The organism is Escherichia sp. KTE172, from assembly GCF_000408845.1.
Lineage (GTDB): Bacteria > Pseudomonadota > Gammaproteobacteria > Enterobacterales > Enterobacteriaceae > Escherichia > Escherichia coli.
The window spans coordinates 261,935-286,953 of sequence record NZ_KE137316.1; the positions used below are offsets into that span (position 1 = coordinate 261,935).

Here is a 25,019-nt window from a genome sequence, read left to right on the forward strand (position 1 = left end):
GCATAAAGTGTAACGCCAGATGACACTTTTTGTGTAATGACGGAGTTCACATTTTTAATTTAGATCAAAGGAGGAAGAATAAGCAGAAAAAGCCCGCCATAACAGCGGGCAGGAGGATTTAGAACTGATAAACCAGACCTAAAGCGACAATATCATCGGTAGAGATGCCATTGGCAGCGTAGAAGCTGTCATCTTCATCCAACAGGTTGATTATATAGTCAACGTAGGTGGACATATTTTTGTTGAAATAGTAAGTCGCGCCAACATCGGCGTATTTAACCAGATCTTTATCATCAACACCTGCCGGGTTGTCTGCACCACCGGCAGCGTGCAGGTCACGGCCTTTAGACATCAGGAAAGAGACTGCCGGACGCAGACCAAAATCAAACTGGTACTGTGCAGTAACTTCAAAGTTCTGGGTTTTGTTAGCAACAGCATAATCGCTGTCGCCAAACGGGGTCATATTACGCGTTTCTGAATACATGGTTGCCAGGTAAATATTGTTAGCATCGTATTTTAGCCCAGCAGTCCACGCGTCTGCTTTATCACCACCCGCCGCAGTATGGTTAACCTGGTCATTGGTGCGGTCAGAAGAGGTGTATGCCGCACCAGCGCTAAAGCCCATGCCTAAATCATATGTTGTGGAAAGACCCCAGCCGTCACCGTTTTCATGGCGAACATCACGTCCGTTGTTGGTGCCTTCCTGACCATTACTGGCACCTTCGTTGTTACCTTGATACTGCACCGCGAAGTTCAGACCATTTACCAGACCGAAGAAATCAGTATTACGATAAGTCGCGACGCCATTGGCACGACCAGTCATAAAGTTGTCTGCATTGGTATAAGAGTCACCGCCAAATTCAGGCAGCATATCGGTCCAGCCTTCGATGTCGTACATTACGCCATAATTACGTCCGTAATCGAAAGAACCGTAATCTGCAAATTTCAATCCGGCAAATGCCAGACGGGTCCATGACTGGTTTTTTGAAGATTCAGTGTTGTTTGCCTGAATATTGTATTCCCATTGACCGTAGCCAGTAAGTTGATCGTTAATTTGGGTTTCGCCTTTAAAACCCAGACGCGCATAGCTCTGGTCGCCATCTTTCGCTGAATTATCAGAAAAATAATGTAGTCCATCAACTTTGCCATACAGATCTAATTTGTTGCCGTCTTTATTATAAACTTCGGCTGCATGTGCAGCACCTGCGGCGAGCAGGGTAGGAATTAAAAATGCCAGTACTTTGCTTTTCATTGAATAAATCCTTTAGTTATTTTATTTGCCTTTTCATCCCCATTTTGGGGAGTGAAAACATCCTAAAGGAGAAGTTCCGTTAGCCGATAAATATCATTTGTTACGCCTTAAGTAAAACCTTAATCAAATAATTCTACGGAAATGATGATAAGTTTGGTGAATATATTATTGGCGACATATACAAAATAAAAATTATACATTTAAATAGTGATGCGTTATTCTTCGCGGGTTATATGCCTTTATTGTCACAAAGATTATTTTCTGTTGGACCCTTGTTACTGTTTATCCAACAAATAATGAGACAAGCCCGAACAGTCGTCCGGGCTTTTTTTTAGAATTGGATAATCCTTATCCAGTGCATTTAATCGGTGTTGCTTTTTTCCGCTTTTCCGGCCATTTGTGCCAGGAAGTCATAGCGTTTTTGCAAATCAGCTGCAGCATCTTTCCATAACTGTTCTGCCACTTCTGGCTGCTGCGAATTCAGACGACGGAAACGTTGCTCATGAAGTAACGTTTCTTCCAGTGCTTCTGACGGCGGGCGTGAATCCAGCGCCAGCGGCAGTTTGCCTTCATCGGCACGACGAGGATCGAAGCGATATAGCGGCCAGAAGCCGGTAGCAGTGAGTTGGCGCATCTGGTCGTGGCTGAGAGCCAGATCGTAACCATGCTCTTCACACGGGCTATAAGCGATGATCAGCGATGGTCCCGGATACGCTTCCGCTTCCTGAATTGCTTTCACCGTCTGGTTCAGCTGCGCGCCGAGAGAAATCTGCGCCACATAAACATGGCCGTACATCATCATACTGACGCCAAGATCTTTACGCGCTTTACGTTTGCCGTGCTCGCCAAACTTAGTTACTGCACCCAGCGGTGTCGCTTTTGACGCCTGACCACCGGTATTGGAATAGCATTGCGTATCCAGCACCAGAATGTTGACGTTTTCCGTCAAACTCAATACATGATCCAGACCGCCAAAGCCGATATCGTAAGCCCAGCCGTCGCCACCAATCAGCCAGATTGATTTTTCTACCAGTGCATCTGCGTCACGTAGCAGTTCATGTGCTTCGGCAACATCGTTGAGTTGCTGGCGTAAAGCTGCAACCTGTTCACGACGAACCTCTGGCGTGGCGTCTGATTTCAACGCAGTCAGTAATTCCGCCGGGATTTTATCGGCAAATTGATCCAGCAGACGCAGTATGCGGACACGGTGTTGATCGACCGTCAGGCGGAAACCAAGGCCAAATTCGGCGTTATCTTCAAACAGCGAGTTCGCCCATGCCGGTCCACGACCGTTGGCATCGGTAGTATACGGTGTAGAGGGCAGGTTACCGCCATAAATTGAAGAACAGCCGGTGGCGTTAGCGATCAACATCCGGTCGCCATAGAGCTGAGTCAGCAATTTAATATACGGCGTCTCGCCACAACCGGAGCAAGCACCTGAATATTCAAACAGAGGTGTAATCAGCTGCGATGTACGAATATCAATACGTTCCAGTTTGCTACGGTCGATTTCTGGGAGGTTGAGGAAGAAATCGTAATTGATTTTCTCTTCTTCGACATGTTCCAGGCGCGACATCATATTGATGGCTTTAATCTCTGGATTCTGACGGTCTTTCGCCGGGCAAACTTCGACGCACAGGTTACAGCCGGTGCAATCTTCCGGTGCCACCTGCAAGACATATTTCTGCCCGCGCATATCACGCGATTTTACATCCAGCGAATGCAGGCTGGCAGGGGCGTTTTCCATCGCTTCAGGCGGTACCACTTTTGCGCGAATAGCTGAGTGTGGGCAAGCAGCGACGCAGTGGTTACATTGGGTACAGAGTTCCTCTTTCCAGATGGGGATCTCTTCGGCGATATTGCGTTTTTCCCAGCGCGTGGTGCCCATCGGCCAGGTGCCGTCTGGCGGCAGCGCCGAAACGGGGAGGGCATCACCAAGCCCGGCGAGCATCGCCGCGGTTACGGTTTTCACGAAATCAGGGGCGGCATCGGAAACCACTGGCGGTCGATTGGCGCTGTGCGGATTAACCGGCTGCAGCGGAACTTCTTCTACGGATTCACGTGCCAGCGCCAGAGCCTGCCAGTTGCGTTCCACCAGATCCTGACCTTTGCTACTGTAACTTTTGGCAATCGCACCCTGCAATTCTGCGAGGGCGCTATCGCCAGGCAGAATTTGCGTAAGATGGAAAAAAGCCATCTGCATGACGGTATTAATACGGGCCGCCAGACCACATTCGCGGGCGATTTTCGCCGCGTTAATCACATAGAAGCGCGCTTTTTTCTGGTTTAACACGGCCTGAACTTCCTGCGGCAAGCGCGACCATACTTCATCTGCGCTGTACGGCGTGTTGAGCAGGAAAATGCCGCCAGGTTTTAAACGTTCAGCCATCTGATATTTATCGATAAACTGCAACTGGTGGCAGCCAACAAAATCAGCCTGGGAAATGAGATAAGCGGAACGAATCGGCTGCTCGCTCACGCGAAGGTGAGAAACCGTCAGGCCGCCCGCCTTTTTGGAGTCGTAAACAAAATAGCCCTGTGCGTACCACGGCGTGGAATTACCGATAATCTTGATATTGTTTTTGGTCGCGGAAACGCTGCCATCACTACCAAGGCCATAAAACAAGGCTTCAAGTTTCGCCGAGTTTGGCAGGGTGTTTTCCGGCAACGGCAGTGACAGATTGGTCACATCATCGTAAATACCAACCGTAAAGCGCGCTTTCGGTTTAGCCGCGTTGAGCTCGGCAAATACCGCCAGTACACAGTCCGGGCCAAATTCTTTGGATGAAAGACCATAGCGCCCACCAATGACACGGGGCAGGGTTTCGCGCTCGCCATTATTAAAGGCTTCTGCCAGTGCGGTCATCACATCCAGATAGAGCGGTTCTGCCTGGGCACCGGGTTCTTTGGTTCTGTCCAGTACCGCCACGCTGCGTACGGATCCCGGCAGAGCTTGTAGCAAGTGTTTGGCGGAGAAGGGACGGTACAGGCGAACTTTCAGCACGCCGACTTTTTCGCCACGGGTTAGCAATTCATCAACCACTTCTTCACAGGTGCCAATGGCAGAGCCCATCAGGATAATCACCCGTTCCGCTTGCGGATGCCCGTAATACTCAAACGGCTGATACTGACGACCTGTCGCGGCAGCGAAATCATTCATCGCCTGTTCAACATGGTCATAGACCGCGTTGTACCATGGGTTGGTGGCTTCGCGAGACTGGAAATAAGTGTCAGGATTGGCGGACGTACCGCGGATCACCGGATGTTCCGGGTTGAGCGCCCGGGCGCGATGAGCATCAATTTCGGCCTGCGGCATCAGTTCAAGAATAGTGTCATCGGCCAGCGGGACAATTTTATTGATCTCGTGGGACGTGCGGAAACCATCAAAGAAATGAATAAATGGCACGCGACTCTTCAGCGTCGCGATGTGCGAAATAAGAGCAAAGTCTTGCGCTTCCTGGACGTTTGCTGCACACAACATCGCGCAACCCGTCTGGCGCACCGCCATAACGTCGGAATGATCGCCAAAAATAGAGAGTGCATGTGTGGCAACGGTACGTGCCGCTACATGCAGGACAAATGGCGTCAGTTCGCCTGCCAGTTTGTACAGCGTCGGGATCATCAGCAGCAAACCCTGCGATGACGTAAACGATGTTGAAAGGGCACCCGTCTGCAAAGCGCCATGCACGGTAGCGATAGCACCCGCTTCCGACTGCATTTCAACCACGCGTGGTGTGTCTCCCCAGACGTTTTTCAAGCCGTTTCCGGCCCATGCATCAGCCTGTTCTGCCATCGTGGAACTGGGGGTAATAGGGTAGATGGCGATAACTTCACTGGTGCGAAACGCCACCGAAGCAACCGCGCCATTACCGTCAATAGTAATCATATGACACCCTTACATTGCGCAAATGAGGGGCGCACGAAATTGCTGCGCGCCCAGTAGTTATCTTTCAATTTTAGCAAATGGCTTTCTTCTGCATTTTCGCTTTTGTGTCCCCCACATCAGCGTAATGAATGTTTTGATCAAACAGAGGGCAAAAAAATAGCCATAAAAAAGTAAAAATGCGGGGCAACGCGCAGGACAGCTCTCGACGCCGCCCTCTGTGCTGCCTATTATTTATGGCGGTGTCGTTTGGCTTGAAGATCAGAGGAAGAAAAGATGCGAGCAGCGTTTTGGGTAGGGTGTGCCGCTTTATTATTGTCGGCGTGTAGTAGTGAACCTGTTCAGCAGGCGACTGCGGCGCACGTAGCGCCAGGTTTAAAAGCGTCGATGTCCAGTAGTGGAGAAGCAAATTGTGCAATGATCGGCGGTTCGCTTTCTGTTGCCCGTCAACTGGATGGTACGGCGATTGGGATGTGTGCATTACCCAACGGCAAACGCTGTAGCGAACAGTCACTTGCCGCCGGGAGCTGTGGCAGCTATTAATTCATTAAATCCGCCAGCTTATAAGTTAATGTCTGTTTCGCGGTCGCCAGCGTTAACTGGTTCGCGGTCAGATCCACTTGTGCACCTTCTTTCAGCATTTCGCTAATGGTGTTATCGAGTTCATTAAGCTGCGGGTTAGCGCACATCATACGGGTCATTGCCAGCCCTTTGGCTGTCAGTTCACCATTAGACAGTTTGCCTTCACCGCTAAAGCGGTTACACATGCTGCCGGAAATCATCATCTTTTCACCAAAGCTGATTTCTGGCGGATTTTTATCGCTGGTCACGGGCTTACCGTTTACGCTTTCCAGCACAAAGCGATGATGCTGTAGCTGTTCTGGGGTTACAGCAATTTTGTCATTACTTACACATCCCGCCATCAGCAGGCTTAGCGCAACGAGCGCGGCTACTTTCTTCATTGTGGTTCTCAATTACAGTTTCTGACTCAGGACTATTTTAAGAATAGAGGATGAAAGGTCTTTGGGGATTATCTGAATAAGCTCCCCTGGAATGCAGGGGAGCGGCAAGATTAAACCAGTTCGTTCGGGCAGGTTTCGCCTTTTTCCAGATTGCTTAAGTTTTGCAGCGTAGTCTGAGAAATACTGGTCAGTGCTTCTGCTGTCAGGAATGCCTGGTGCCCGGTAAACAGCACGTTGTGGCAGGCAGACAGACGACGGAATACGTCATCCTGGATCACGTCGTTGGATTTGTCTTCAAAGAACAGATCGCGTTCGTTCTCATACACGTCCATACCCAACGAACCAATTTTCTGATTTTTCAGCGCTTCAATTGCCGCCTGAGAATCAATCAATGCACCGCGACTGGTATTGACGATCATCACGCCATTTTTCATCTGATCGAAGGCGGCTTCGTTCAACAGATGGTAGTTTTCCGGTGTCAGCGGGCAGTGCAGAGAGATAACGTCTGATTCAGAGAACAGGGTTGGCAGATCGACATACTCCACACCGAGTTCCAGTGCCGCCGCACTTGGATACGGATCGAATGCCAGCAGACGCATACCAAAACCTTTCAGAATGCGCAGCATCGCCACACCGATTTTACCGGTACCGATAACGCCTGCCGTTTTGCCATACATAGTAAAGCCGGTCAGACCTTCCAGAGAGAAGTTGGCGTCACGAGTACGCTGATACGCGCGATGAATACGGCGGTTCAGCGTCATCATCATACCGATGGCGTGTTCAGCAACGGCTTCTGGATCATAGGCTGGAACACGGACTACTTTCAGCCCCAGTTCTTTTGCCGCGTCAAGGTCGACGTTATTAAAACCGGCACAGCGCAGGGCGATATATTTAACGCCGTGCTTTTTCAGCTCTTCCAGCACCGGGCGGCTGCCGTCATCGTTTACGAAAATACATACCGCTTCGCAGCCATTGGCAGTTTTAGCGGTTTTTTCCGTCAGCAGAAAGTCAAAAAATTCCAGCTCAAAGCCAAAGGACTCGTTCACCTGTTGCAGGTACTTCTTGTCGTACTGTTTTGTGCTATAAACGGCGAGTTTCATAAGACTTTCTCCAGTGATGTTGAATCACATTTAAGCTACTAAAAATATTTTACAAAATTTCAAATATAATTGAAAGCCATGGCGATATTGAAAAATTCATCAACAACTATGCTTAGTGTAGGCGCAACCTTCAACTGAACGGTTAAACATGCCACAATACCCGTATTGAATGCTTAATTTTTCGCTAAATCAGGATATTAACTACCCATGCTGGGTAAATATAAAGCCGTTCTCGCGCTGTTATTACTGATTATTCTTGTGCCGTTGACGCTGCTGATGACGCTCGGCTTGTGGGTTCCCACGCTGGCGGGCATCTGGCTACCGCTCGGGACACGTATTGCATTAGATGAAAGCCCACGCATTACGCGTAAAGGTTTAATCATCCCCGATCTCCGTTATCTGGTGGGAGATTGTCAGCTTGCGCATATCACCAACGCCAGCCTTTCACATCCCAGCCGCTGGTTATTGAACGTCGGTACGGTAGAACTTGATTCTGCTTGTCTGGCGAAATTGCCGCAGACGGAGCAATCGCCAGCTGCTCCAAAAACCCTCGCGCAGTGGCAGGCCATGTTGCCTAACACCTGGATCAATATCGATAAACTGATTTTTTCTCCCTGGCAGGAATGGCAGGGAAAACTCTCTCTCGCATTAACCTCCGATATCCAGCAACTGCGTTATCAGGGCGAAAAAGTTAAATTTCAAGGCCAGCTGAAAGGGCAACAACTTACAGTCAGCGAACTGGATGTCGTCGCGTTTGAAAATCAGCCGCCGGTTAAACTGGTGGGGGAATTTACTATGCCGCTAGTGCCGGATGGACTTCCTGTAAGTGGTCATGCTACTGCGACGTTAAACTTGCCGCAGGAGCCTTCACTGGTGGATGCCGAGCTGGACTGGCAGGAAAATAGCGGGCAATTGATTGTGCTGGCACGGGATAATGGCGATCCGTTGCTCGATCTGCCGTGGCAAATTACTCGCCAACAATTGACTGTAAGCGATGGTCGCTGGAGCTGGCCGTATGCAGGTTTTCCTTTGAGTGGCAGACTGGGTGTCAAAGTCGACAACTGGCAGGCAGGGCTCGAGAACGCTCTGGTCAGCGGACGACTGAGTGTGCTGACCCAGGGGCAAGCGGGTAAGGGCAACGCGGTGCTTAATTTTGGCCCTGGAAAATTAAGCATGGATAACAGCCAGCTGCCTTTGCAGCTGACCGGTGAAGCGAAACAGGCGGATCTCATTTTATATGCCCGCTTACCTGCGCAGCTAAGCGGAAGTCTGACTGACCCAACGCTGGCCTTTGAGCCAGGCGCGTTATTACGTTCGAAGGGAAGAGTCATCGATTCGCTGGACATCGATGAAATCCGCTGGCCTTTAGCGGGTGTAAAAGTCACCCAACGTGGTGTTGACGGACGTTTGCAGGCCATTTTGCAGGCGCATGAAAATGAACTGGGCGATTTCGTGCTGCATATGGATGGGCTGGCGAATGATTTTCTCCCTGACGCTGGCCGCTGGCAGTGGCGCTACTGGGGAAAAGGGAGTTTTACACCGATGAATGCCACCTGGGATGTTGCAGGAAAAGGTGAGTGGCATGACAGCACGATTACGCTGACCGATCTCTCCACCGGTTTCGACCAGTTACAATACGGTACGATGACGGTAGAAAAGCCGCGATTAATTCTCGACAAGCCCGTCGTCTGGGTACGTGACGCACAGCATCCCTCCTTTAGCGGCGCGCTGTCACTGGACGCCGGGCAAACGCTGTTCACTGGCGGCAGTGTGTTACCGCCATCAACCTTAAAATTTAGCGTCGATGGACGCGATCCGACGTATTTCCTATATAAAGGCGATTTACATGCTGGTGAGATTGGCCCGGTTCGGGTAAATGGTCGCTGGGACGGTATTCGTCTGCGCGGTAACGCCTGGTGGCCTAAACAATCACTGACCGTATTCCAGCCGCTGGTGCCACCCGACTGGAAGATGAACTTACGCGATGGCGAACTGTATGCTCAGGTCGCATTTTCTGCTGCGCCTGAACAAGGATTCCGCGCGGGAGGGCACGGTGTGTTGAAAGGCGGTAGTGCCTGGATGCCAGATAATCAGGTTAACGGTGTCGATTTTGTCCTGCCTTTCCGTTTTGCCGATGGAGCCTGGCATCTGGGGACTCGCGGCCCCGTTACGTTGCGAATTGCCGAAGTGATTAATCTGGTGACAGCGAAAAATATTACGGCTGATTTGCAAGGGCGCTATCCGTGGACAGAAGAAGAACCATTGTTGTTGACTGATGTTAGCGTCGATGTGTTAGGCGGTAACGTGCTGATGAAACAATTACGTATGCCGCAACATGACCCGGCGCTGTTGCGGCTGAATAATCTCTCATCCAGCGAACTGGTTAGCGCCGTCAATCCGAAACAATTCGCCATGTCCGGGGCATTTAGTGGTGCATTGCCGTTATGGCTAAACAACGAAAAATGGATAGTGAAAGATGGCTGGCTGGCAAATAGCGGGCCAATGACCTTGCGGCTGGATAAAGACACCGCAGATGCGGTGGTGAAAGACAATATGACTGCGGGTTCAGCAATTAACTGGTTGCGCTATATGGAAATTAGCCGTTCATCGACAAATATTAATTTAGATAATCTCGGTTTATTAACCATGCAGGCCAACATTACAGGTACCAGTCGCGTTGATGGTAAAAGCGGTACGGTAAACCTTAATTACCATCATGAAGAGAATATTTTTACGCTGTGGCGCAGTTTACGCTTTGGCGATAATCTCCAGGCATGGTTGGAGCAGAACGCACGTCTGCCGGGAAATGACTGTCCGCAAGGAAAAGAGTGTGAGGAAAAACAATGAAAATTTTACTGGCTGCGTTGACGTCATCTTTTATGCTGGTTGGCTGTACGCCTCGCATTGAAGTCGCTGCACCTAAGGAACCGATCACTATCAATATGAACGTTAAAATTGAGCATGAGATCATCATCAAGGCAGACAAAGATGTCGAAGAGCTGCTTGAGACTCGTAGCGATCTTTTCTGAGGCGATGATGAAGAAAACATTACTTCTTTGTGCGTTTCTTGTTGGGCTGGTAAGCAGCAATGTAATGGCATTGACTCTGGATGAAGCCAGAACTCAGGGGCGGGTAGGTGAAACATTTTATGGTTATCTGGTTGCGCTGAAAACAGATGCTGAAACGCTGGAATTAGTAAAAGATATTAATGAAGCTCGTAATCTGAGTTACCAACAATTGGCAAAGCAAAATAATGTATCCACTGATGAGATAGCAAAATTGGCAGGGCAAAAAATGGTTGCTCGCGCGAAGCCGGGAGAATATGTGCAGGGGATTAATGGAAAATGGCTGCAAAAATAATTTCATATCCATATCCATATTCATTATGTTGCGCCATTTTGTGAATATTTAAGGGAAAATAAGTTCTGGACTAAGGCGATTTTTATTTGCATCTATTGAATTGTTATAAGTCCGATATAGGGGAGTGTCTATTTTATTTTTGATGGTTTTTTATGTGTAATTATAATTGTAAGAAATGTTATATTATTTAGTATTTACTGGGTGTATTGTTTTTTAATGCCTTAACCTCTTATTAAATATCATTTAAGTTGAATTGACTTCAACGGATAGTATAAATTATTAGAACATCACATATTTTTGATTGGTTCTTTATTTATATTTCTTTCGTGAATATAAACACCAATCATGGTCTTGCGTTCCGTCAAAAAGGCCCGCTTTTATTTTTGTCGACTGGCGTGCAACGCTCTATTTCTAAGGAAATATAAATGCAAAGGAAAAAATTGTTGTCTGTGTGTGTGGCGATGGCATTGAGCGGTCAGACATGGGCAACTGATACATCGATCCTGGATATAACTGATGACACCCGGAAATCCAGCAAGATCACATGTCCGGCGAATATTCATTCTATTAGCAAAGAGCAGTTAGCTAAATTACCATCAGAATGTCGGGATTCTGATGACAGCGCCGTAATGAGCTGGACTGCAGCTGGCCTGGTTGCAGTCGTTACAGGAGCCGCGGTGATGGCGCTTAATGATGGTGATCATCATGACAGTTCAGAACCAGATGACGGTGGTGATACACCTGTTCCACCAGATGACGGTGGTGATACACCTGTTCCACCAGATGACGGTGGTGATACACCTGTTCCTCCAGATGACGGTGGCGATACACCAGTTCCACCAGACGATGGTGGCGATACACCAGTTCCACCAGACGACGGTGGTGATACACCTGTTCCTCCAGATGACGGTGGCGACGTCACTCCACCAAAAGAGCCCAAAATCTTCAATAACAGTGTCACATTCGACGAAGACAAAGGCACGCTGCAAATTCGCAATGCCACCTTTACCTACAGCAAAAACAGTGATGGAAGTTACACCCTGACGGCTGAAGATGGCCGAACCTCTATTGTGCAGGGCTGGGATGTCGACACCGATGCCAATACGGTAGAAATTACCGGCGTGAATAACCTTGGCGGTATGACGTGGTGTTACGGTAAAGACGGCATTATCTATATCACCAAAACCGTCGGCGCAACGGTGGATGACCCCGCGAACAGCAACGTATTTAACCTCAGCGATGCGGTGCTCACCGACCAGGGCGGTAATGCCGCGCTGAATGGCGCGACGGTGATTGAAATAAACGGCAGCAGGATCGCCCTTAATAACGACGGTGATATTTCTGCTACGGGAAAAGATTCTGTGGTTGTGGCGATAACCGGAAACGATATTACCGTTAACAATAACGGCCATATGGTTGTCGATGGCGGCACAGCGGGCGTGGTTAACGGCGATCGTGCAATCCTGAATAACCGCGGTGATGCAGTGATCACTAACGGCGGCACGGGTGTCATTGTGACGGGTGACAACGCGGTTATCAACAACATGGGGCAAAGCGATATTGATGGCGACAACTCGGTATCGGTAAAAGTTGCAGGAAACGCAACCAGAATCAGAATGGAAGGCGGGATCAATGTCAGCGGTGGCGCGCATGGCATTGATGCCACCGGTGATAATAACGAAGTCAGCAACAAGGGCAACATTTCGGTGGTGGATGCGCATTCCACGGGCGTGCTGCTGAACGGCGATCGCGCGTCATTCATTAATATGGGTGATATTAACGTTAGCGGAGGTGCAGCGGACGATCACTCTAATGGTGTGCAGATCAACGGCGATAACAGTACCTTTATCAACGTTGGAGATTTAAATGCCGACGACAGGGCGACCGGGGTGAAAATTAACGGTGACGCCAGCGACATTGCCCTGGCCGGGGCGATGCATGTCGGGGATTTTTCCACCGGGCTGGAGGTGATGGGTAAAAACAATGATCTGTCGTTGTCCACCAATATGATGGATGTCACCGGGAAACAGTCCACCGGGGTGACCATTACAGGTGATGATAATACCATTGATATCACCGGTGATATGGTCGTTGATCAAAACTCTGTCGGGGCGAAAATTGTCGGCGATCGCGTTTCGTTGCAACAGAAAGGTGATATTACCGTTAACGGTGCGGGGCACGGCGTTGAAGTCAGCGGTAGTAAGACGACAATCAATAATCAGGGCAAACTGACCGTAAAAGATCAAGACTCAATCGGTATCGTTATCACCGGAGATGACGCGCAATTTACTACCGTGGGTGAGATTGATGTCTCGCTGAACGGTACGGGTGTTGCGATCAGCGGCGATCGTGAACAAGTGAATTTGAGCGGTGATATAAATGTCATTCAGGAGCGTGACGGCAGCGGTACTTTCCAGGGCGGAACGGGCATCAGCATAATGAGCAACGACAGCAGTATGCTGTTGACGGGAAACATTAATGTGACGTCCAGTATGGGGGACCAACCGTCCACCTCACCCCAGTCGTTAACCGGCGTTACCATCGAGGGGGAAAACAATACTGTCGATCTGGAAGGCGACATCAATATTACTGTCGATTCGGATTACCTGGGGGATGAAAACAGTCTTTACGGCGTGGTTGTTTTGGGTACAAACAACACCATCAATCTCGATGGTGGTATCAATATCTCTGGTGATAGTGGTGGACATACTATCAAAGGTGTGCAGGTAACAGGAAATAATACCGTCAATATAAGTGGTCATTCCGTAATGAATACCCGACAGATATTGGGATCCTTCTCTCTGATTTCGGTGGCTGATGGCGGGAATGTCATATTTGATGAAAACGCGATAACCGAGATTCAGAGTTCAGTGAGAGATAGTGACTATCTTTTTTTCGATGCATCGTTAATTGTTGCTACGGGAAACCAGTCTGTTATTCAGAACAACGGCATTATTAATACAACCGATGCTCAAGAATTAATGATGGCGAATTCGGGGGCGCAAGTTGTCAATGCCGGGGTGATTAATATCAGGCCAGATGCTGAATCACACACTTTCTTTGCTGGAATGATGGCAAGAAGCGATGACTCGCAGGCAAAAAATGCCTCCGGAGGAACAATCAATCTGACATCCATTACCCGGCCTTTTAGCAGCGGAGGATTTAACGAGCGCCCGATCAAATGGTATCACAACACGGGTTATGCCTTGTTGGCCAGTAATTACGGATCGGTAATCAATGAAACAGGAGCAACCATTAATTTGCATGGTGCAGGAACCTATGGTGTTTCCGCTTCAAAAGGAACGGCGACCAATGCGGGCGAGATAAATGTCGACGGCTTTGTTCCAATAGTAGATGAAAACGGTAATATTATTGATGAAACTTACTGGCAGACCAATTCCGTATATCTGATGGGGGGCGGGATGTTGGCAGGTTCAACGGATACCGGCGACGGTGATGCTAAAGCGGTGAATACCGGTATCATCAACGTTAAGAATGAAGGCTTCGGCATGCTGGCGATGAACGGTGGGACCGTTGTAAACCAAGGGACAATCAATCTCACCGCCGATGAGGGCGTGACGAAGCAGCAAGATAACCAACTGTTCGCGATGGGAGCCATTCAGGGTGGTCTGGCGATTAATGACCAGGATGGGGTTATTAATATTAACACTGATATTGGCCAGGCGTTTTATAAAGATGGCACCGGCACCATTCTCAACTATGGAAAAATTAATCTTTTCGGTAATCCAATGGATGAAAGTGATTCCCACATTGGCGTTACGCCGGATGACAAAGATATTCTCAGTGAGCTGTCTGGCAGCGGCGAGAGCATCAGTAAAACTACAACTAGCGACGGTTTTATCGCAGTTAATAACCTGGCAAACTATGGCGACGAAACGCTTAACGGCGACGTTATAGCAAATGGCTGGATATTCAACCAACCTGATGCCAGCCTAACAATCAACGGCGAACTGAGCGTAAACCAGGGGTTGGAAAACAGTGGTCACCTGGATGTTGACAGCATTAACAGCAAAACCACGATATATAACCGTGAAACAGGGAGCATAACAACCGATCTGCTGACGTTGAATGGCGCGGTTTCCTTCTTTAATGAAGGCGAATTTAATGGTTCAATTACCGGAGACAGCTACCAACAGAATGTGGTGAATACCGATGAAATGACGGTGACCGAAGATGGCCACTCACTCGTCAACGGAAGTTTCCTGTTCTTCAATGAGGCTGGCGCGACCCTGACAAATAGCGGTAATGCGGTAACGGGCGGGGAAAACGCGATTATTCATGTAACCAGAACCAGTGATTCTGTTTCGCAGGTTAACCGTGGCACCATCACGGCCACAAATGGCTATAGCGCAATCAAAACTGAAAATACTGGCTCGAACAGTAACGGGAAATGGATTTGGAATACGGAAACAGGAGTGATAAATGGTATTAATCCTGCTGCACCGTTGGTTGATTTAGGACGAGGTTATAACTTTGCTAACGCTGGCGTTATTAATGTTCAGGGCGATAATGCAGTGGGCATCAGTGGCGGCACAACCAGCTATGTTGTCCAGTTGGTGAACAGTGGCATCATTAATGTGGGTACTGAGCAGGGGCAACTGGATGGAACCAACGGCGAAGGTTTAATTGGTATTAAGGGCAATGGTCGGGAAACGACAATTAATAACACGCAAACGGGTGTGATTAATGTCTATGCCGATAACTCCTGGGCGTTTGGTGGGCAAACGAAAGCCATCATTAACAACGGTGAAATTAATCTGCTGTGTGACACCGGATGCGATATTTATGCTCCAGGAACGACGGGGGCGCAAAACGATCACAACGGTACTGCGGATATTACCGTACCAGAGGCATCAACCACGCCGCCACAAGGTAATGTTCCAACGCCACCTGTCGATTCAAATGCACCGCAACTGCTGAGCAACTATACCATTGGTACCAACAGCGACGGGAGTTCGGGTACGCTCAGCGCGAATAACCTGGTTATTGGCGACAACGTGAGTGTTAACGCCGGGTTTAGTGCAGGAACTGCGGACACCACCGTTGTCGTTAACGATGTATTCAAAGGCGAAAACATCAGCGGTGTGGATAACATCGTTTCCTCTACTGTTGTCTGGAACGCTAAAGGCAGCACCGATGCCAGCGGCAACGTTGACGTCACTATGAGCAAAAACGCTTATACCGATGTGGCGACCGATGCTTCGGTGAATGACGTCGCGAAAGCACTGGATGCGGGTTACACCAACAACGAGCTGTATACCAGCCTGAACGTCGGCACGACTGCCGAACTGAACAGTGCCCTGAAACAGGTCAGCGGTAGCCAGGCGACCACGGTATTCCGCGAAGCGCGCGTGCTAAGCAACCGCTTTAGCATGCTGGCGGATGCCGCACCGAAAGTGGGTAACGGTCTGGCGTTCAACGTTGTTGCGAAAGGCGATCCGCGCGCGGAGCTGGGGAACAATACCGAGTACGACATGCTGGCATTGCGTAAAACCATCGACCTGAGCGAAAGCCAGACGATGAGTCTGGAGTACGGTATCGCGCGCCTCGATGGCGACGGTGCGCAGAAAGCGGGTGATAATGGCGTTACAGGCGGTTATAGCCAGTTCTTTGGCCTGAAACATCAGATGTCCTTCGACAACGGCATGAACTGGAATAACGCATTGCGTTATGACGTTCACAACCTTGACAGCAGCCGTTCGATTGCATTTAGCAACACAAACAAAACGGCTGATACCGACGTGAAGCAGCAGTACCTGGAGTTCCGCAGCGAAGGGGCGAAGACTTTCGAACCGAGCGAAGGACTGAAGGTTACGCCATATGCGGGTGTTAAACTGCGTCACACACTGGAAGGTGGCTATCAAGAGCGCAATGCCGGAGACTTTAACCTGAATATGAACAGTGGCAGCGAAACGGCGGTGGACAGCATCGTCGGGTTGAAACTGGATTACGCAGGTAAAGACGGCTGGAGCGCTAGCGCTACGCTGGAAGGCGGGCCGAACCTGAGCTACGCGAAGAGCCAGCGTACGGCAAGCCTGGCAGGCGCAGGCAGTCAGCACTTTAATGTCGATGACGGTCAGAAGGGCGGCGGCATCAACAGCCTGGCAAGCGTCGGCGTGAAGTACAGCAGCAAAGAAAGTTCGCTGAATCTGGATGCTTACCACTGGAAAGAGGACGGCATCAGCGATAAAGGCGTGATGCTGAACTTCAAGAAAACGTTCTAATTTTTAGCATGTGATACACAAACCGCAATGCTGATACAGGTTGCGGTTTTTTATTGCCGGATGCGATGCTTTAGGCGTTTTGTTTTGGTGTCTTCAAGGATAACAGAGCAACTCATCCAGTAATCTTGTTTACGCCTTCGCATTATTTATCTCTTTTCGTTTCTATACTGATTTTTCTTAATCCGTTTTATTACAGGGCAGGGTGCGATGAGCAGCAATACATTTACTCTCGGTACAAAATCCGTTAACCGTCTTGGTTATGGCGCGATGCAACTGGCAGGTCCTGGGGTTTTTGGCCCCCCAAGAGATCGCCACGTCGCTATAACCGTGCTGCGTGAGGCGCTGGCATTGGGCGTCAATCACATTGATACCAGCGACTTTTATGGTCCGCACGTCACCAATCAGATTATCCGCGAAGCGCTTTATCCTTACTCTGACGACCTGACAATTGTCACTAAAATTGGTGCGCGGCGTGGAGAGGACGCATCCTGGTTGCCCGCATTTTCTCCGGCAGAGCTGCAAAAAGCGGTGCACGATAATCTACGTAATCTCGGGCTGGACGTACTGGATGTGGTTAACTTGCGCATTATGATGGGGGATGGTCATGGCCCAGCGGAAGGATCGATAGAAGCCAGCCTGACCGTGCTGGCAGAGATGCAACAACAAGGCCTGGTAAAACATATTGGCCTAAGCAACGTCACACCGACGCAGGTTGCAGAGGCGCGCAAGATTGTCGAAATCGTCTGTGTGCAGAACGAATACAACATTGCTCATCGTGCTGATGACGCAATGATTGAAGCTTTGGCTCGTGACGGCATTGCCTACGTGCCGTTCTTTCCGCTCGGGGGCTTTACGCCGCTGCAATCTTCCACGCTTTCCGATGTTGCTGCGAGCCTGGGTGCAACACCAATGCAGGTGGCGCTGGCGTGGCTGTTACAACGTTCACCGAATATTTTGCTGATCCCAGGGACGTCTTCTGTTGCGCATTTACGGGAGAATATGGCTGCTGAAAAATTGCATCTTTCTGAGGAAGTGTTGTCTACGTTGGATGGTATTTCGCGAGAATAACGAATATACAAAAGGGAAAGATGCATTTCCCTTTTGTTTCTTTTTTAATGGCATGGAGTGCATATGTTTAAGCCCAGGATTTGCAGCTGGATAGGTTTACTTCCCCTGTTTATGCTGAGTCTTCCAGTACAGGCGGAACTTCGATGTGTTGCAAATGCAGTTGATATTGAACCATTTTTTTCTGCGGCTACCGCTGAAGATAAACAACAAGTTGAACAAGCTATCAACAGTAGCGTGAATCTTGTCCCCTTCGGTTTATCTGCATCGGACTGGAAAGTGCATCGTGGCGATTTAGTGGTAGAAGGTAATATAGAGAGTAATCAAAAATTGATTGTTCTTGGCAATTTGACAGTCAAAGGTAATATTTCCACTTTCTCTCTTTCTAATCCATGGGTTATTCTCGGTAACGTGACGGCAACGAATATAGTTACGGATTCACCACTGTTAATTACCGGTTCGATAAATGCAAGTGGACTGGTATTTATCGACTCATATTACGATAATCCGTCTACGATTAAGGGGAGTATTAATGCGCGTGGGATATTTATCAATGACATAATTGCACCTGTTGTTGCGTCTTCGACAAATAGTGAATTCATGGTCCGTGCGAGTGACAAAAATGACACTGAAAATGTCAAAAAAGCGCTGATGATAATAAATCCTGATGCATATTATTGGGGCCTAATAAATGATGAAGATGCTCTGAAAGAAATTTTTAAGCGAAGCAATATTCGCATGGCAGGGAATGTCTGTAATCTGATGAAAAAAGAAGCGCTGTTTCGCCCTAAGCCTTCTCCTGAGTTAGTGCAGGAATTACAAATGCTGGATGAAGGCAACGTTGCTGCATTTGAAGGACGAGACATTGCGACATTTGATCTTGCCATAATGCGAACTCTCCCAAGGCTTAAAGGAATTTCAGCTAACCTACGCAAACAACTTATTAATAGCAATGATGAACAAACGATTGAAAGTATGGCGAGATATATGCCTGACAATGAGATTCTGGAGTTGACCGATCAGCAATTGGGTTACCAGCCTGTTGTTCTGGGGTTGCTCGACCGTGAACCGCTCTCTGTCGAAATAATGACGCGAATGAGTCATCTACCTGATGGTGTCGGTCCGTTGAATCTTGCGCTACGTGAAAATCTCCCTCTGGATATCGTCATGACTCTGGCGAAAAGAGATTGGGATATGATCATTCAGGAGCTTTATAAAGATGCGTGGTTATTGCCCGAATCCATTATTGATGGCTATATCCGCAGTGATGATTCCTCTATTCGTCAGGTCGGTGCTGGAGGACAACTCAGCTACAATCAGGCAATGCAGTTGGCGAACGATTCATCAAACGATGTTGTCACAAGCTTAGCGTCAAAGCTGGCAGAGATGAAACACCATGGTCAATTGTTGCGGATGACGCCACAAGAGAGTGACAAAATAGCAGTATATTTACACCAAAAATTCGAGAATGACGATGATCTAATACGTGTGTTATTTTTAGCATTGCCAGATAACTTACAGTTTAATTTTGTTAAAAAGATGGAGAAAAAATTTCCTGCCTATTTTTGCTGTGGGGATATGCAGGTAATTCACTCTGACGCTGCTTTACAACGGTTATTGACACGTTTCAACGATCCTGCGGGGTGGAGTAATCTGGCGAAAAATCAGTATCTGAGTACGGCGATGAAACAAAAAATTTGGCATCGCGCTTTATCGCATCGAAAAAATAATCCGAAAGCAGATTCTGCAGCATATGAAACCAGCGCTGATATGATTTTGTCTGAGCTGATTAGCCACGGTGAAGTTGATGACCAGATGCTATTAAATGCCACCTCTCTGATACGTTCGGAAGGCTGGGACTTTTTAGAGAGTGCATTAGTTAGTTGGGATAATTTACCCGCTGTTGTCCTCAAGGAATTACAGCAAAATATGCCACGCAATGATATTTGGGCGAAGTTTTTTCTGAAGCAGGAAAACAGCTCTCGTGCGCAGGTTAACGAAGCGTTACGTGTTTATTATGCACTAGACCCCGATGCGTTAGCACAACTGGATGTACTGGCAAAACAACCGGATCGTATATGGTGGAGTACGCTGGCGAAAAGCAATCTTACATTTTTCAAGTTCGGCGCACTTAACAATCGCCATACACCGTCTGCGGCACTGGCGGCAGAAATTGATCCCGAGTGGTGGATTATGGCGATGAATAATCCCCGTTTTCCAGTTGATGTATTGAAGGCGAGGCTGAAACGTGATCCTTTGCTGGCGTTAGAGCTTGTTAACCCTGAACTGGATTTAGTTCGGCAGCTGGCGCTTAACGGTAAGACGCGCGCAATACGGGAACAAGCGATGAGAAAACTTGATGAGTTGCATTGAATAACAGCGTTATATTTTTAACTATTTGATTAATTGGGGATAATCATTCCTGACAGTGAGCCCCAGTACCTTGATATATTCTGATTTTTTAATGAAGCGGCGTGTTGCGATATCTCTGCCAGGGCAATTGATGCACCATAGCGCAAACCGTATTATCAAGGATTGATAATGACGCTCTACCAGATAAAACCGCTCTTTCAGTCGCTGTTAAGGCCGACGATGTTTTGGCTTCATAAGCTGCAAGTGTCTGCAAATCAGATCACACTTGCCGCTTTGGCACTTTCTCTTCTCACCGGTTTGTTGTTGGCGTTGGTGCCATATCCTGGCATGTTTCTGCTATTGCCCATCGTGCTTTTTGTCCGTATGGCACTCAATGCGCTGGATGGCATGATGGCGCGTGAGTGCAATCAGCAAACACGTCTTGGGGCGATTTTGAATGAAACAGGCGATGTTATTTCCGATATTGCGCTTTATTTACCGTTTTTATTTTTACCGGAAAGTAACGCATCACTCGTAATACTCATGTTATTTTGCACCATATTGACCGAGTTTTGCGGTTTACTCGCGCAGACGATTAACGGTATTCGTAGTTATGTCGGTCCATTTGGCAAAAGCGATCGCGCGTTAATATTTGGTCTGTGGGGGCTGGCCATTGCCATTTATCCACAATGGATGCAATGGAATAATTTTTTATGGAGCATTGCTTCAATTCTGCTTCTCTGGACTGCGATTAATCGTTGTCGGAGTGTGCTTTTTATGAGTGCTGAAAGATAATGCTGGAAAAATCTCTGGCAACACTTTTCGCGTTGTTAATTTTAGCAACGCTGATAAACCGTTTTCTGGTATGGCGGTTACCGGAGAGAAAAGGGGGGGAGGTTACATTACGTATTCGTACCTGGTGGGGCATCGTCATTTGTTTTTCACTGGTGATTTCAGGTCCACGCTGGATGACGTTGACGTTTTTTGCGCTGATAAGTTTTCTGGCATTGAAAGAATATTGTACGCTTATATCTGTACATTTTCCGCGTTGGTTATATTGGGGTATTCCTCTTAACTATTTGCTTATCGGTTTTAATTGTTTTGAGCTGTTTCTGTTATTTATACCTTTGGCTGGGTTTCTGATATTAGCCACCTGGCGAGTTTTTGTGGGTGACCCCTCCGGTTGTCTGCATACCGTGAGCGCCATTTTTTGGGGCTGGATAATGACCGTTTTCGCCTTGAGTCATGCCGCCTGGTTGTTAATGTTGCCAACCATAAATATCCAGGGCGAGGCGTTACTGGTGTTATTTCTTTTGGCATTAACCGAGTCAAACGATATTGCACAGTATTTATGGGGGAAATCCTGCGGCAGAAGAAAAGTGGTCCCCAAAGTCAGCCCGGGAAAAACGCTGGAAGGTCTGGTGGGGGGCGTAATCACTACTATGATTGTGTCACTGATTATTGGACCGTTACTGACACCGCTAAATACATTACAGGCATTATTAGCGGGTTTGTTAATTGGTATTAGTGGTTTTTGCGGCGATGTAGTGATGTCAGCCATCAAACGAGATGTTGGAGTTAAAGATAGTGGAAAACTATTACCCGGACATGGCGGACTCCTTGACAGGATTGACTCATTAATTTTCACCGCTCCGGTATTTTTTTATTTTATTCGCTACTGCTGTTACTGAAGGAAAATAGAGAAAATGGAAAATTCACGCATCCCTGGGGAACATTTTTTTACCACCAGTGATAATACAGCGTTGTTTTATCGGCACTGGCCCGCTTTACAGCCCGGGGCGAAAAAGGTCATAGTCTTATTTCATCGCGGTCATGAACATTCCGGGCGTCTACAACATCTCGTTGATGAACTGGCGATGCCAGATACTGCTTTTTATGCCTGGGATGCCCGAGGGCATGGAAAAACGTCAGGGCCGCGTGGTTATAGCCCATCTCTTGCGCGTTCAGTGCAGGATGTCGATGAATTTGTCCGTTTTGCTGCCAGCGACAGCCAGGTTGGACTGGAAGAGGTGGTTGTGATCGCGCAAAGCGTCGGCGCAGTGATGGTTGCCACATGGGTTCATGATTATGCGCCTGCTATTCGCGGACTGGTGCTGGCATCTCCGGCCTTTAAGGTTAAATTGTATGTGCCGCTGGCACGTCCTGGACTGGCGTTATGGCATCGTCTGCGTGGTCTGTTTTTTATTAATTCCTATGTGAAAGGGCGTTATCTGACCCACGATCGGCAACGGGTGGCGAGTTTCAATAATGATCCGCTGATCACACGGGCGATTGCCGTCAATATCTTGCTCGATCTCTACAAAACGTCTGAACGTATTATTAGAGATGCGGCGGCGATTACGCTCCCCACGCAACTTCTGATATCAGGCGATGACTATGTGGTGCATCGCCAACCGCAGATTGATTTTTATCAGCGTTTACGTAGCCCTCTCAAAGAGCTGCATCTGCTGCCAGGCTTTTATCACGACACGTTGGGTGAAGAGAACAGGGCGCAGGCATTTGAAAAAATGCAAAGCTTTATCAGCCGTTTATATGCTAACAAGTCGCAAAAATTTGATTATCAGCATGAAGACCGCACAGGACCATCAGCGGATCGATGGCGGCTCCTTTCTGGTGGACCCGTGCCGTTATCGCCGGTTGATTTGGCGTATCGCTTTATGCGAAAGGCGATGAAACTGTTCGGGGCACACTCTGCGGGCCTGCATCTCGGAATGAGCACCGGCTTTGATTCAGGCAGTTCGCTGGATTATGTCTATCAAAATCAACCGCAAGGCAGTAACGTATTCGGGCGCTTTATCGACAAAATCTACCTGAACAGTGTTGGCTGGCGCGGTATTCGCCAGCGCAAAACCCATTTACAAATGCTGATTAAACAAGCCGTTGCCGATCTCCACGCCAAAGGTTTAGCCGTCCGCGTGGTTGACATTGCCGCAGGGCATGGGCGCTATGTACTGGATGCGCTGGCAAACGAGCCCGCCATAAGCGATATTTTGTTACGTGATTACAGTGAGTTAAATGTTGCACAGGGGCAAGAGATGATTGCCCAACGGGGAATGTCTGGGCGGGTGCGTTATGAACAGGGCGATGCGTTTAACCCGGAGGAACTCAGCGCGTTAACTCCGCGGCCTACGCTGGCGATTGTCTCTGGACTGTATGAGCTTTTTCCCGAAAATGAGCAGGTAAAAAACTCCCTCGCAGGTCTTGCCAATGCCATCGAACCGGGTGGCATTCTCATCTACACCGGGCAGCCGTGGCACCCACAACTGGAGCTGATTGCCGGGGGGTTAACCAGTCATAAAGATGGTAAACCGTGGGTGATGCGCGTGCGTTCGCAAGGGGAGATGGATTCGCTCGTGCATGATGCCGGATTTGATAAATGCACACAACGGATTGATGAGTGGGGCATTTTTACGGTTTCGATGGCGGTGCGTCGTGATAACTGAACGCCGGAACGTATTGCTACAAGGAGCTGGCTGGTTATTGTTGCTGGCCCCGTTTTTCTTCTTCACCTATGGATTTCTTAATCAGTTCACCGCGGTTCAGGACCTTAAAAGCCATGATATCCCCAGTCAGGTATTCGGTTGGGAAACGGCGATCCCTTTTCTTCCCTGGACTATTTTTCCTTACTGGAGTCTGGATCTTTTATATGGATTTTCGCTGTTCGTTTGTAGCTCGACATTTGAGCAGCGCCGACTTGTCCACCGGCTTATTCTGGCAACGGTAATGGCCTGCTGCGGTTTTTTGCTCTATCCGCTGAAGTTTAGTTTTATCCGTCCTGAAGTGAGTGGGGTGACGGGATGGCTATTTTCGCAACTTGAACTGTTTGATCTGCCTTATAACCAGTCTCCTTCGCTGCATATTATTCTCTGCTGGCTACTTTGGCGTCACTTTCGTCAGCATCTGGCTGAGAGGTGGCGTAAAGTCTGTGGCGGATGGTTTTTACTCATCGCTATTTCTACTCTGACGACCTGGCAGCATCATTTTATTGATGTCATCACAGGGCTGGCGGTAGGTATGTTGATTGACTGGATGGTGCCCGTCGATCGTCGTTGGAATTATCAGAAACCTGATCAACGTCGAATCAAAATAGCACTGCCATATGTCGTAGGCGCGGGCTCGTGCATTGTGTTGATGGAGCTAATGATAATGCTTCAGTTATGGTGGTCAGTCTGGTTATGTTGGCCAGTATTATCGCTACTCATTATTGGCCGTGGGTACGGTGGGCTTGGCGCGATAACAACAGGGAAAGATAGTCAGGGGAAACTCCCGCCCGCCGTTTACTGGCTGACATTGCCCTGGCGCATCGGGATGTGGCTGTCTATGCGTTGGTTTTGTCGTCGCCTGGAGCCGGTGAGCAAAATTACTGCTGGTGTTTATTTAGGGGCGTTTCCACGACATATTCCGGCACAGAATGCGGTTCTGGACGTCACCTTTGAATTCCCTCGGGGACGAGCGACAAAAGATCGACTCTATTTCTGTGTACCGATGCTGGATCTGGTGGTTCCGGAAGAGGGGGAGCTCCGACAGGCCGTGGCGATGCTGGAAACATTACGCGAAGAGCAAGGCAGCGTTCTGGTCCATTGCGCGTTGGGATTATCGCGCAGTGCGCTGGTAGTGGCGGCATGGCTGTTATGTTACGGACATTGTAAAACCGTTGATGAAGCGATTAGTTATATTCGAGCCAGACGCTCGCGGATTATGCTTAAGGAAGAGCACAAAGCGATGCTGAAATTATGGGCAAACAGGTAAGCGGATTGAGATGTGGACTGAATATCTACA

At 48.5% G+C, this 25,019-nt stretch carries 15 protein-coding genes; 11 read left to right on the forward strand and 4 right to left on the reverse strand.

All coding sequences use genetic code 11. From position 1 onward, the window contains the following. Positions 1 to 118: 118 nt before the first annotated feature. Both ompN and nifJ read right to left on the reverse strand, forming a co-directional pair. The gene (gene ompN / locus G434_RS22275) at positions 119 to 1,252 is read right to left on the reverse strand and encodes a porin OmpN (RefSeq protein ID WP_016239010.1); all 1,134 of its coding nucleotides are present in this window, start codon (positions 1,250 to 1,252) and stop codon (positions 119 to 121) included. A 361-nt stretch (positions 1,253 to 1,613) separates the two neighbouring features. Further along, the gene (gene nifJ / locus G434_RS22270; protein WP_000628222.1) at positions 1,614 to 5,138 is read right to left on the reverse strand and encodes a pyruvate:ferredoxin (flavodoxin) oxidoreductase; all 3,525 of its coding nucleotides are present in this window, start codon (positions 5,136 to 5,138) and stop codon (positions 1,614 to 1,616) included. Between the two features lie 273 nt (positions 5,139 to 5,411). Here nifJ and G434_RS22265 point away from each other — a divergent pair, with 273 nt between their 5' ends. After that, the gene (locus G434_RS22265) at positions 5,412 to 5,678 is read left to right on the forward strand and encodes a putative hemolysin (protein WP_001295715.1); all 267 of its coding nucleotides are present in this window, start codon (positions 5,412 to 5,414) and stop codon (positions 5,676 to 5,678) included. Here G434_RS22265 and hslJ read toward each other — a convergent pair. Both hslJ and ldhA read right to left on the reverse strand, forming a co-directional pair. Next, positions 5,675 to 6,097 carry a heat shock protein HslJ gene (gene hslJ, locus G434_RS22260; protein WP_001309480.1) on the reverse strand — a complete coding sequence of 141 codons (423 nt, stop codon included), beginning with the start codon at positions 6,095 to 6,097 and terminating at the stop codon, positions 5,675 to 5,677. The genes G434_RS22265 and hslJ overlap by 4 nt on opposite strands. Before the next feature lie 110 nt (positions 6,098 to 6,207). Continuing rightward, entirely contained in the window at positions 6,208 to 7,197 is a 990-nt protein-coding gene (gene ldhA / locus G434_RS22255; protein WP_000762229.1) for a D-lactate dehydrogenase, read from the reverse strand. Between the two features lie 207 nt (positions 7,198 to 7,404). Here ldhA and G434_RS22250 point away from each other — a divergent pair, with 207 nt between their 5' ends. The 10 genes from G434_RS22250 to G434_RS22205 all read left to right on the forward strand — a co-directional run bounded on the left by G434_RS22250 (position 7,405) and on the right by G434_RS22205 (position 24,989). Beyond that, entirely contained in the window at positions 7,405 to 10,044 is a 2,640-nt protein-coding gene (locus tag G434_RS22250; RefSeq protein WP_000900947.1) for a YdbH family protein, read from the forward strand. Then, a complete protein-coding gene (locus tag G434_RS22245; RefSeq protein WP_000698145.1) occupies positions 10,041 to 10,226 on the forward strand; it encodes a YnbE family lipoprotein in 186 nt (61 codons plus the stop codon). Before G434_RS22250 ends, G434_RS22245 begins: the two co-directional genes overlap by 4 nt. Positions 10,227 to 10,233: 7 nt before the next feature. Further along, the gene (locus tag G434_RS22240; protein WP_000752047.1) at positions 10,234 to 10,557 is read left to right on the forward strand and encodes a YdbL family probable chaperone protein; all 324 of its coding nucleotides are present in this window, start codon (positions 10,234 to 10,236) and stop codon (positions 10,555 to 10,557) included. Between the two features lie 425 nt (positions 10,558 to 10,982). Continuing rightward, positions 10,983 to 16,802 carry a BigA/YdbA N-terminal beta-barrel domain-containing protein gene (locus G434_RS22235; protein WP_001189075.1) on the forward strand — a complete coding sequence of 1,940 codons (5,820 nt, stop codon included), beginning with the start codon at positions 10,983 to 10,985 and terminating at the stop codon, positions 16,800 to 16,802. Positions 16,803 to 17,009: 207 nt separating this feature from the next. Continuing rightward, positions 17,010 to 17,870, forward strand: coding sequence for a pyridoxine 4-dehydrogenase (pdxI, locus tag G434_RS22230; RefSeq protein ID WP_000097795.1), 861 nt, complete (start codon positions 17,010 to 17,012; stop codon positions 17,868 to 17,870). A gap of 63 nt (positions 17,871 to 17,933) precedes the next feature. Next, positions 17,934 to 20,240 (forward strand): DUF2773 domain-containing bactofilin, encoded by a 2,307-nt coding sequence (locus G434_RS22225; RefSeq protein ID WP_001323166.1) that lies wholly within the window; start codon positions 17,934 to 17,936, stop codon positions 20,238 to 20,240. Between the two features lie 168 nt (positions 20,241 to 20,408). Beyond that, the gene (locus G434_RS22220; RefSeq protein ID WP_000177494.1) at positions 20,409 to 21,014 is read left to right on the forward strand and encodes a CDP-alcohol phosphatidyltransferase family protein; all 606 of its coding nucleotides are present in this window, start codon (positions 20,409 to 20,411) and stop codon (positions 21,012 to 21,014) included. Next, positions 21,014 to 21,910, forward strand: a complete 897-nt coding sequence (locus tag G434_RS22215) for a phosphatidate cytidylyltransferase (protein ID WP_000890943.1) — start codon at positions 21,014 to 21,016, stop codon at positions 21,908 to 21,910. Before G434_RS22220 ends, G434_RS22215 begins: the two co-directional genes overlap by 1 nt. Positions 21,911 to 21,925: 15 nt before the next feature. Continuing rightward, positions 21,926 to 23,683 carry a bifunctional alpha/beta hydrolase/class I SAM-dependent methyltransferase gene (locus tag G434_RS22210; protein ID WP_016239011.1) on the forward strand — a complete coding sequence of 586 codons (1,758 nt, stop codon included), beginning with the start codon at positions 21,926 to 21,928 and terminating at the stop codon, positions 23,681 to 23,683. Further along, the gene (locus G434_RS22205) at positions 23,673 to 24,989 is read left to right on the forward strand and encodes a phosphatase PAP2/dual specificity phosphatase family protein (RefSeq protein WP_001323165.1); all 1,317 of its coding nucleotides are present in this window, start codon (positions 23,673 to 23,675) and stop codon (positions 24,987 to 24,989) included. The genes G434_RS22210 and G434_RS22205 overlap by 11 nt, the downstream gene beginning before the upstream one ends. Positions 24,990 to 25,019: the final 30 nt, after the last annotated feature.

Bases quoted from the DNA above. Each gene is read 5' to 3' on its own strand.
- ompN (WP_016239010.1), bottom strand. From the start codon at position 1,252: ATGAAAAGCAAAGTACTGGCATTTTTAATTCCTACCCTGCTCGCCGCA.
- nifJ (WP_000628222.1), bottom strand. From the start codon at position 5,138: ATGATTACTATTGACGGTAATGGCGCGGTTGCTTCGGTGGCGTTTCGC.
- G434_RS22265 (WP_001295715.1), top strand. From the start codon at position 5,412: ATGCGAGCAGCGTTTTGGGTAGGGTGTGCCGCTTTATTATTGTCGGCG.
- hslJ (WP_001309480.1), bottom strand. From the start codon at position 6,097: ATGAAGAAAGTAGCCGCGCTCGTTGCGCTAAGCCTGCTGATGGCGGGA.
- ldhA (WP_000762229.1), bottom strand. From the start codon at position 7,197: ATGAAACTCGCCGTTTATAGCACAAAACAGTACGACAAGAAGTACCTG.
- G434_RS22250 (WP_000900947.1), top strand. From the start codon at position 7,405: ATGCTGGGTAAATATAAAGCCGTTCTCGCGCTGTTATTACTGATTATT.
- G434_RS22245 (WP_000698145.1), top strand. From the start codon at position 10,041: ATGAAAATTTTACTGGCTGCGTTGACGTCATCTTTTATGCTGGTTGGC.
- G434_RS22240 (WP_000752047.1), top strand. From the start codon at position 10,234: ATGAAGAAAACATTACTTCTTTGTGCGTTTCTTGTTGGGCTGGTAAGC.
- G434_RS22235 (WP_001189075.1), top strand. From the start codon at position 10,983: ATGCAAAGGAAAAAATTGTTGTCTGTGTGTGTGGCGATGGCATTGAGC.
- pdxI (WP_000097795.1), top strand. From the start codon at position 17,010: ATGAGCAGCAATACATTTACTCTCGGTACAAAATCCGTTAACCGTCTT.
- G434_RS22225 (WP_001323166.1), top strand. From the start codon at position 17,934: ATGTTTAAGCCCAGGATTTGCAGCTGGATAGGTTTACTTCCCCTGTTT.
- G434_RS22220 (WP_000177494.1), top strand. From the start codon at position 20,409: ATGACGCTCTACCAGATAAAACCGCTCTTTCAGTCGCTGTTAAGGCCG.
- G434_RS22215 (WP_000890943.1), top strand. From the start codon at position 21,014: ATGCTGGAAAAATCTCTGGCAACACTTTTCGCGTTGTTAATTTTAGCA.
- G434_RS22210 (WP_016239011.1), top strand. From the start codon at position 21,926: ATGGAAAATTCACGCATCCCTGGGGAACATTTTTTTACCACCAGTGAT.